Raw genomic sequence first — 8428 nt, forward strand, 5'->3', positions numbered from 1 at the left:
GTGATCACGGTGGCGAAGAAGGGCTCCCGGACTCGGGGGTTGGTGGAGTACCTGTTCGGTCCGGGGCGGCACGAGGAGCACACGAACCAGCGGATCGTGGCGGCGTGGGACGTCGGGTGGGAGGGCATCACCCACCCGGATGAGGTGCAGCGGGCACTGCTGACCGCAGAGCTGGACCGGCCGATCGCGACGCTGGAGAGCCTGAGCGGGGAGCGGGCCCCAGCCCAGCACGTCTACCACGTGTCGATCAGCAACCATGGTGAGGACCGCAACCTCAGCGACGCCGAGTGGTCGCTGGTCGCGCACGCCGTGGCGGAGAAGCTGGGCTTCACCGAGACCGACACCCGGGCCGGGGTCCGGTGGATTGCCGTGCACCACGGGGCGGCGTCGGGGGACCGTGACCACATCCACATTCAGGCGACCCTGGTGCGGGAGGACGGTCGGGCTGTGCGCCTGCAGAGCGACCGCCGCGCCCTGCGCGAGGTGGCCACCGAGATGCGCGAGCGCTTCGGCCTGGAGGTCCGCACCCGCGAGGTTGGGGCGGGCACCCCGCCGCTGTCGCGGGTGGAGGTGCAACGCCAGGTGCAGACCCGGGAGGAGTCGGTGCGGGAGGAGCTGCGGCGCACGGTCCGGGCGTGCGCCACGGCGGCCCGGACCGAGTCGGAGTTCGTGGCTATGGCTACTGAGCACCGGGTGGTGCTGCGCCCACGGTGGGACACCGGGACCGGGCGCACCACGGTCGTCGGGTACTCGGCGGCCCGACCCACCAGCCCCACGTCCGGGCAGGACCTGGTGTGGTTCGGCGGCGGGAAGCTCGGCAAGGACCTGACCCTGCCCGCGCTGCGCGCCGGATGGGCGCAGGACCCCAGTGCGGTCCCGGCGTGGCGGTCTGTCGACGACCCCCGGCACACCACGGCCGGGCCAGCGACCACCGGGACCGGGAGGCGGCGACCGGAGCTGACCACCGGTGGCGACACCCAGGAGGTGGCTGCGGCCCGGGCGGTGCACGAGGTGCGCGAAGCCCTGCGGGCGGTCCCGGTCGGGGATGGGCGGGCATGGTCGGCGGCGGCCCGCGACGGGGCGGGGGTCCTCGCGGCAGCAGCGCAGGCGTTGGAGGGGAGGCCGGCGGTGTCGGTGTCGCTGGCGGCGCACGCCCTGGCCGAGGCCGTCGACAAGCAGCCCGGTCGGCACGTGCCACCGGCGGTCGGTGAAGGCCGTCTTGGGTCGGCGGCGCGGGCGATGCTGACCGTCATCGGGGCCAGCGCGGATGGGGTGGGCACCGCGGTGCTGCTCACCCAGGTGCTGCGGCTGTCGGAGTCGATTGCCGAGGCCCACGCCCAGGCCGGGCGCCTGGCCCTGGCCCGGGCGGCGGCCCTGTCCGCGGAGCGCAACGTCACCGCCCTGGCCCTGGTCGGTGGTCCCCGCGAGCTGGGACCGGTGCCCAACCCCGCGATGGCGTGGGCGATGGAGCAGGCGCGTCGGGCCGCCCGCACCCCGATCACGCGCCCACTGGCCTCCCCGAACCAGGCGGCGCCTCCGGTGCGCGGGAGACCGACACGGGACCTCGACCGAGGAATGTAGCCAGGTGCCAGGTGCCAGGTGTGGGGGCGACGCGGTCGAGGACCGCACCGCGTTGGTGTTCACGGTGCGGGTGAGGACGGCCGGGAAGAACCACAACCCGTGACAACCACAGGTGAGCAGGCCTCGGAGCCTGACCCGGCTCTCCGGACCGGTGACGCTGCTGTCCGCTGTCCTGGAGCTCCCGCAGGGCGGCGAGGTTGGCGGTGATGCGTGACCCGGCCCCCGAGGGCACCGCCGGTTCGGTCGCCGACGGCGACCAGTTCAGCCGTTGGTCTGCGTCTCCGTCGGTGCTTCGGGCCACGGCTCCGCCAGCAGGGCTGCGGCGTGCGCCCGCATCTCCCGGTCCTCCTGGAACCAGGCTTTCGCTTCCGGGGAGAACCCGTCGTCCTCGTCCTCCTCCTCCGGCGGGATCGCGTACAGCAGGTCCGCCAGCACCAGCTCCTCGGCCTGGCCCCGGGCCGCTGTCAGGCGACCCCCCTTCTCCAGGTAGGTCTCCCCCGGCAGGTCCGGTCCCGCGACCTGGTCCTCCGCGTCCTGCACCTGGCTCTCGATCTCCGCGGCGAGGCTCTGGAAATAGGCCTCCGCCTCCGCCGCCGAGCCCAGCTCCTTCGTCGCTTCCGGGCGTGACTCCCGGTAGTAGCGGCGCACCCGCTCCACGAACCGGCTCCCGTCGACCACTGCTGTCCCCCTGTTTGTGGGCTTGTTCTGCTCATGGCGTCCCCACGACCACCCGGTGAGAGCCTCCAGCAACGTGGCGTGCTCCGTGGAGGTGGTGCTCGACCGGCACCGATCGCTCAACAACCATGGTCCCAGCTCGTCGCCGTAGGCGGGTCGGCGCCGTCGACTGGCCGTGCGCGAACAGGTGGACCCGCAGCGCGTGCAGGCTCTGCTCCCCCAGTGCTAAGCCCGTCGAGAACTGTTGCGGGCACACGTGTCACATGCGGTGTCTTGTACCCATGAGGAAGCGCCAACAGCTCGCCGACAGCGCGGGCGGACCAAAGTGCACCGTCCTTCGCGACTGGGGCGTGTCTGCAGCGTTTTCCGAAACTCCCCTGACAGTCTCACCTCATGGCCACCGCTGAGCACCGGAAGCTCGGTCGCCCGCACAAGGGTGATCGCCACATGACCTCGGTACGCCTCCCCCAGGAGGTCTACGAGGAGGTGCAGCGACGCGCAGCAGAGCGCGGAGCGCATGTCAGCGGATACCTCGCTGACCTGCTGTCCGTGACCCTGGGCCTGCCCGAATACGCCACCGAGACAGGACAGGAACCGCTGCCGATGACGGGTTAGCAGCCAACGGCCAACCGGCCGTCCCGAACAACTCAACACATCGCACCTAGGTAGCCCCTAGAACGCCGAAAACCCCTCCTTGGCGGGAGGGGCTCGGACTCCGACTAGGGCCGTTGAGTTGGCGCTCAGCGACCAGGTGCTACATCCCCGAAGGGAACTTGCCGTGCGAGGCAGTTCTCAGGGTAGCGCGCACCCTGACGCAGGTCCAGATCAGGACCTCACCAGGGGTGGGCGTGTCGCCACCGGCGCCACTACCTCCCCTCCCCCCCACCGCCGACGCGGCGCGACGACGTCGACGAGACCCGCCTCGCGTCGAGACTCCACCCGACCCGCGGCCTTCACCCCTGCCCGGCCGGCCCCCCGGCGTCAACTCCCCCGCGACGCCTGGTCGACGCTGCCGTGCTGGTGGTCCGCCGACCGCTGGGTCGCCCACGTCGACGCGGTGTACCGCTGCCACTACCTGCTCCTGCGCCCCCAGCTCGTCGCCCTCACCGGCGGCGGGCTGTCCCGCCGATCCCTGCTTGCCGTCGCTACCGCGCACGCCACGGCCGCGGACTACCGCACCGGCCGGAGCTCGCGGCCCCTGCTCGGCGCGACCGGGGGCCCAGCCGGGTTGACCCGGGCCACTGGGCTCGGTGCCCGCACCATCACCCGGGCCCGGACGTTCCTACGGCTCGCCGGCCTCGCCACCGAGGTCGCCCCCGGGCGGCACCGCACTCTCGACGAACGCCTTGAAGCCTGGCACCGCGGACACAACGCCCGAGGCTGGTGCGCGGACTACGCCCTGCACCCCAGCACCACACATGCCCCGATCACCCCGGGGCCTGTGGACAACCCTGTTGACATCGTTGCAGGTCAGAAGATAGATGGCACCCCACCCCGTAGGGGTGCAGTTGATACCAACCCTCACGTTGATTACCTGGTTTCTACGGGTAGAAACAGCCAACATCGAGGCGCTTCGCGCCCGGCATCGAACAAAAGCGGGGCAATGCGGCGGCGGGCGGCGCCCGACGCCAAAGGGCTACTACTGGCCACCAGGTGGGCGAGGAACCCCGACTCCCCCACCTGGGTCAAAACCCTGCCGCCTGGGGTGTGGGCGACGTTCCTGGCCCTGCCAGCTCGACACGGGTGGACCGACCGTGACCTCAACCAGCTCCTCACCGACCACCACGCCGCCGGCCACCGCATCCCCACCCGACCCGACCGCCCCATCGGGTTCTTGTCCTGGGTCCTCACCCGCCATGGCGCACTCGACGACCGACCCTGTGCCCTCGACGACGCGCGCCAGGCCGAAGACCTCGCGGCGGTGACCCGACGCAAAACCCTCGCTGCCCAAGACCACGCCCAGCACATCGCCGACCGCGTGACCGCCCAAGCCGCCCTCGGCGGCGTCGGCCACACCGCCGCCCTCGCTGCCGCGGCGGCTGCTGGGCGCCGTAAGCACGGTCCTTCCTAACCCCAGCGTTAGCGCACCGTTGTCACAACAGGGGAACAACAGCGCAAACAACAGTACAAGCAACACGCATGCTAGTAAATTCGCACTGTTGCTGATCTGGTGGCCACCCGGCGTGGCGCAACAGTAGATAGGTAGTACTACGCCACACTGGTCGCACTGTTGTTGCAACAGGGCTTTCCTGTTGTCCTCTGATCGGAGCGCAAGATGCGACGAGTTGTCGCGATCGCAAACGGCAAGGGCGGGGTGGGCAAGACCAGCCTGACTGCGGGTCTTGCAGGTCTCTTCGCCGCGAGCGGTTACCGGGTGCTGACCGTGGACGCGGACCCGCAAGGGAACCTGCGCCGCGACCTTGGCTACGCCGACAGCGACGGCCAAGAGCTTGCGGCCGCCATCACCGAAGGGACGCACCTCACGCCCATCCGCGGCGTCCGGGAAAACCTCGACGTCGTTCCTGGCGGGGTCGCGCTCGAGGGACTGGTCCTGGCCCCAGACAGCGACCAGCTGCACGGCTTGCGGTCTGCACTCGACAGCCTGAGGCCGCATGGGCAGGCGCACGAGGACTACGACCTCGTGCTCATCGACACCCCGCCTGGGGAGGCCGGCCTGCAGAGCCTCGTATTCGCCGCAGCGGACTACCTGATCATCCCGACCCGCTCCGACGACGCCTCGCTCGACGGCCTTGTCCGCGTCGCCACCCGCTTCGCCGCTGCCCGCGCCACCAACCCCGGCCTGACCTTGCTGGGGGTGCTTCTGTTCGGCGTCCGCGCGAACAGTGTCCGTGCCCGCGAGTCCGTGCGGGCATCCCTGGTCGACACCCTCGACGGCGCCGCGCCCGTCTTCCAGGCCAGCATCCGTTACCTGGAGTCGGCGGCCATCGATATGCGCCGCCGCGGCCTGTTACCCCACGAGCTCGAGCAGTCCCAGCTCAAGGAGAAAGCCCGCCGCATCGCCCGGCTCAAGCGGGGCAGCAGAGCTACCGACAGCGAGGACCTCCTCAGCCGCGACGCCTCCGGCATCGCCGGCGACTACCTCGCACTCGCGAGGGAGATCCTTGACGCCATCGCCGAGCGGGAGACCCCGGCCGCGCACGCAGGTGTCCGATGAGCGACCGACCCAAGCTCGGAGACACCTTCAAAGGCCAGACCGGACTCGAGGGCAGGCTGCGACGAGACCCCGCACCGCCCCGCGCCACCCCAGATGCCCCGGAGCCTGCGCTGACCCCGGAAGGAAACCCCTCCGTACCGGCGAGAGACGACCTGCCGCCGGTGAGCCCACGGGCCCAGCCCGTTCCACGGCAGCCGACGAACCGTGCAGGTGCGGTCAAGGTCGCACCGGGGGGCACCCGGATCGTGTCCGTGCAGCTCGACGTCACCATTCGGGAAAAGCTCCGCGACTTCGCTGCCCGTCAGCACCTCACCCACGGTGGGGTCGCCGTCGACGCCATCGAGGCTCACGCCGGCGAGCTCGCCACACACTGGACAGCCGACCAGGCAAACCAGGGGACTGGACTGTTCCCCACCACCACCCGTCACCGGGTGCGCACCCAGGTCAGCGCACCGACCCAGCTGCGCATGACCCCCGAAGTGGCCCAGGTGCTCGACAACCTCGTCACCCAGTGGTCCGCCCCCTCACGGTCCGCCCTCGTCAACGAAGCGCTACGCCGCCACCTCACCCAGCATGGGATCCCATGAACGACAACTCATCTCGGCCCTCCACCTGATCTCGTTCCTAGGTTCAACCACGGCCTCACCCGGGGCCCGGCCGCTCCGCGGGTGGACAACGACGCAGCAAGCGGTGCCCGACCTTGGCATCGCTAATGGCCGCTCTCGCGCGGCCGGGCCAGTGCGAGGTGTAGCCGGCGTGCCTAAACTGTTCCTATTTGAAACACCACTTTTATGCTGGGCACGACACGTCCGCCCTGATTGCCCGCTCGCCGCTTACCTGGCCGCCAAGGGAATCTTGGTTCGGTTGACCTGCAGGCTGCTCGGCCGCTGCAACCAGGCCTGCTTCGGCCGGGTGCGCCAACCCGTCTGCTGTCGCGATCGTGACAGCGACTACGTGACCAACGACCTGATTAACCCTCAGGGTGACGACCTGGAGCTTGGCTACCGGCTGCTCTCCGGCAAGCTCGCCCGGCTCGGTTACACCGTGGGGGAGCGGTCGGTGTGATGGCTGCGCGCTGCGGAGGTTGTGGTTGGCGTCTGTGCGCAAGGGCGGACGTGGCGGCGGGAGAACACCCGGGCCCGTGGTCCACGAAGACCACCTCCAGCGCAACACCACCGCGGGCGGTCACAGGGTGTTCGCCCGGGTGCAGGGGGGGTGCGCGACCCGCCCCGGAGGACACGATCGGAGCGAAAAGTTCCCCCTGTACCGCTAGATGATCTTGTGTTAACTTCCCTCCCACGATAGTTGCTCGGACTGAACGTGGATTCATGCGGCTCGGCCCACTGTGCAGTTGCAGAAGTGTGGGCTGGTCGATTTGTCAGGAGAATCCGTGTTCTGGCGACAAGTGCGGTACGCACCGCCGGATGAGGCCTCGTCCTCTCCGGTGTCGCCCTTGTTGAGTGCCCGAATTCGAATTCCGATCGCCATTGTCCTGGTCGTGGCGTTGGCCACCGGGGGACGCGCGCCCGCCCTTGCGGCGGCAAGCGCAGTTGCCGCTTCGGCAGCGCCCTCAGTTGCCTCCCCGGTCCAGCCGAGTGCGCCCACCTCGGGCTCGTCGCCGAGCCAGACCCGTGGGTCGGTACCGCCGGCGGCGGATGTGCACGGTGTTCCCATCGTGGCGACCGTCCCGGCGGCGAATACGAGTGCATCGCCGGGGCCGGTCACACCCCGTCAGATCGTGCAGACGCAGCTCGTGCCACGCCGTGTGGTCGCGACCACGAACCCGAGTCCACTACCGAGTCCAGTACCAAATCCAGTACCGAGCCCGGTTCCGGCAACGGTTCCGACGCCGGTCCTGACGCCGGTCCCGACGACCAGCACCTCGAATAGCTGCAACTTCGGTAGCGGCGTGGTGATCCAGTCCAAGTCGGTGAGCTGCCCGACGACGACGTCCACCAACGGCACGACGACGACGTCCACCAACGGCACGACGACGACGACGTCCACCAACGGCACGACGACGACGACCACGACCAGCGGCTCCTCCGGACAGACCGTCACGGTCGGGACGCCCTCCACCGCGTCGACGCCGCCCACCGCGTCGACGCCGCCCACGGTGTCGACGCCGACCACGGTGTCGACGCCGACCACGGTATCGACGCCGCCGACGGCGACGACGTCTACGCCGACCACGGTCGGTACTCCGACGACGGCGTCGACGCCGACCACGGTCGGTTCCGCACCTGCGGCCCAGAACCTCGACGCAGCCTCCGCACCCGCGATGGTGGTTGCGGCAGACAATGTCGTCACGGCCAACCAGGTGGCGGCGGCCGCTGCCACAGCGAAGTCCGAATGGTCCGCCGTCGACCCGACCGCCGACTTCTCCTCCGTCAGGGTCAGCGTCGCCGACCTCCCTGGACTGGCCCTCGGGCAGCAGTCGGGCAGCTCCATCACGGTTGACACCAACGCTGCGGGGTGGGGTTGGGCGATCGACTCGCCGAAGGATCCCGCCGGGACGCACATGGACCTGCTCACGGTGGTGCGGCACGAGCTCGGACACTTCCTCGGTCTGGACCACACGACGTCCGGTCTGATGGCGCCGACGCTCGGCGCGGGCGAGGTCCGGCAGGTCGATGCATCACTGCTCCCCGCACCGGCTGCACCGCCCAGCAGTGCGACCGGGGCGCCGGTGTCGTCCTCGGCGGGTGCGGCTGCGTCGACGTCGGGCACCTCCACGGCACCGACCACCACCTCGACCGTGGCGCCAGCGGCCGGTTCCGCGGCGGTGGATCCCTCCGCGGCGTCGGGGAGTTCGGCACCGACCGCTGCCGCTGTGTCCACAGCGACCCCGCCCGCGACGCCTGCGGTCAGCTCGACGCCGCCGCTCGTGGACGCCACCGCGACGACATCGACGCCGGCACCGGCACCGGCACCGGCACCGGCACCGGCACCGGCTCCCGCATCGGCACCGGCACCGGCTCCTGTGCCGGCTCCCGT

The 8428-nt window shown here is 70.4% G+C and carries 7 protein-coding genes; 5 read left to right on the top strand and 2 right to left on the bottom strand.

Annotated elements, in window-relative coordinates; translation table 11 throughout:
• A complete protein-coding gene (locus RHODO2019_RS19055) occupies positions 1-1581 on the top strand; it encodes a relaxase/mobilization nuclease domain-containing protein (protein WP_265385163.1) in 1581 nt (526 codons plus the stop codon).
• 261 nt (positions 1582-1842) lie between these two features.
• Here RHODO2019_RS19055 and RHODO2019_RS19060 read toward each other — a convergent pair whose 3' ends face one another.
• The gene (locus tag RHODO2019_RS19060; RefSeq protein WP_265385164.1) at positions 1843-2259 is read right to left on the bottom strand and encodes a hypothetical protein; all 417 of its coding nucleotides are present in this window, start codon (positions 2257-2259) and stop codon (positions 1843-1845) included.
• A gap of 390 nt (positions 2260-2649) precedes the next feature.
• Between RHODO2019_RS19060 and RHODO2019_RS19065 the strand changes: the two genes are divergently transcribed.
• The 4 genes from RHODO2019_RS19065 to RHODO2019_RS19080 all read left to right on the top strand — a co-directional run bounded on the left by RHODO2019_RS19065 (position 2650) and on the right by RHODO2019_RS19080 (position 6496).
• Entirely contained in the window at positions 2650-2871 is a 222-nt protein-coding gene (locus RHODO2019_RS19065) for a toxin-antitoxin system (protein WP_265385165.1), read from the top strand.
• 1660 nt (positions 2872-4531) lie between these two features.
• Positions 4532-5431 (top strand): ParA family protein, encoded by a 900-nt coding sequence (locus RHODO2019_RS19070; protein WP_265385166.1) that lies wholly within the window; start codon positions 4532-4534, stop codon positions 5429-5431.
• On the top strand, positions 5428-6018 hold the full coding sequence (locus RHODO2019_RS19075; protein ID WP_265385167.1) for a hypothetical protein: 591 nt from the start codon (positions 5428-5430) through the stop codon (positions 6016-6018). The genes RHODO2019_RS19070 and RHODO2019_RS19075 overlap by 4 nt, the downstream gene beginning before the upstream one ends.
• Positions 6019-6187: 169 nt before the next feature.
• A complete protein-coding gene (locus RHODO2019_RS19080) occupies positions 6188-6496 on the top strand; it encodes a hypothetical protein (RefSeq protein WP_265385168.1) in 309 nt (102 codons plus the stop codon).
• A 666-nt stretch (positions 6497-7162) separates the two neighbouring features.
• Here the strand turns inward: RHODO2019_RS19080 and RHODO2019_RS19085 are convergent.
• Positions 7163-7885 (bottom strand): hypothetical protein, encoded by a 723-nt coding sequence (locus tag RHODO2019_RS19085; RefSeq protein WP_265385169.1) that lies wholly within the window; start codon positions 7883-7885, stop codon positions 7163-7165.
• Positions 7886-8428 lie beyond the last annotated feature (543 nt).

The sequence above is a fragment of the Rhodococcus antarcticus genome (assembly GCF_026153295.1).
GTDB classification, from domain to species: domain Bacteria; phylum Actinomycetota; class Actinomycetes; order Mycobacteriales; family Mycobacteriaceae; genus Rhodococcus_D; species Rhodococcus_D antarcticus.

Bases quoted from the DNA above. Each gene is read 5' to 3' on its own strand.
- RHODO2019_RS19065 (WP_265385165.1), top strand. From the start codon at position 2,650: ATGGCCACCGCTGAGCACCGGAAGCTCGGTCGCCCGCACAAGGGTGAT.
- RHODO2019_RS19070 (WP_265385166.1), top strand. From the start codon at position 4,532: ATGCGACGAGTTGTCGCGATCGCAAACGGCAAGGGCGGGGTGGGCAAG.
- RHODO2019_RS19075 (WP_265385167.1), top strand. From the start codon at position 5,428: ATGAGCGACCGACCCAAGCTCGGAGACACCTTCAAAGGCCAGACCGGA.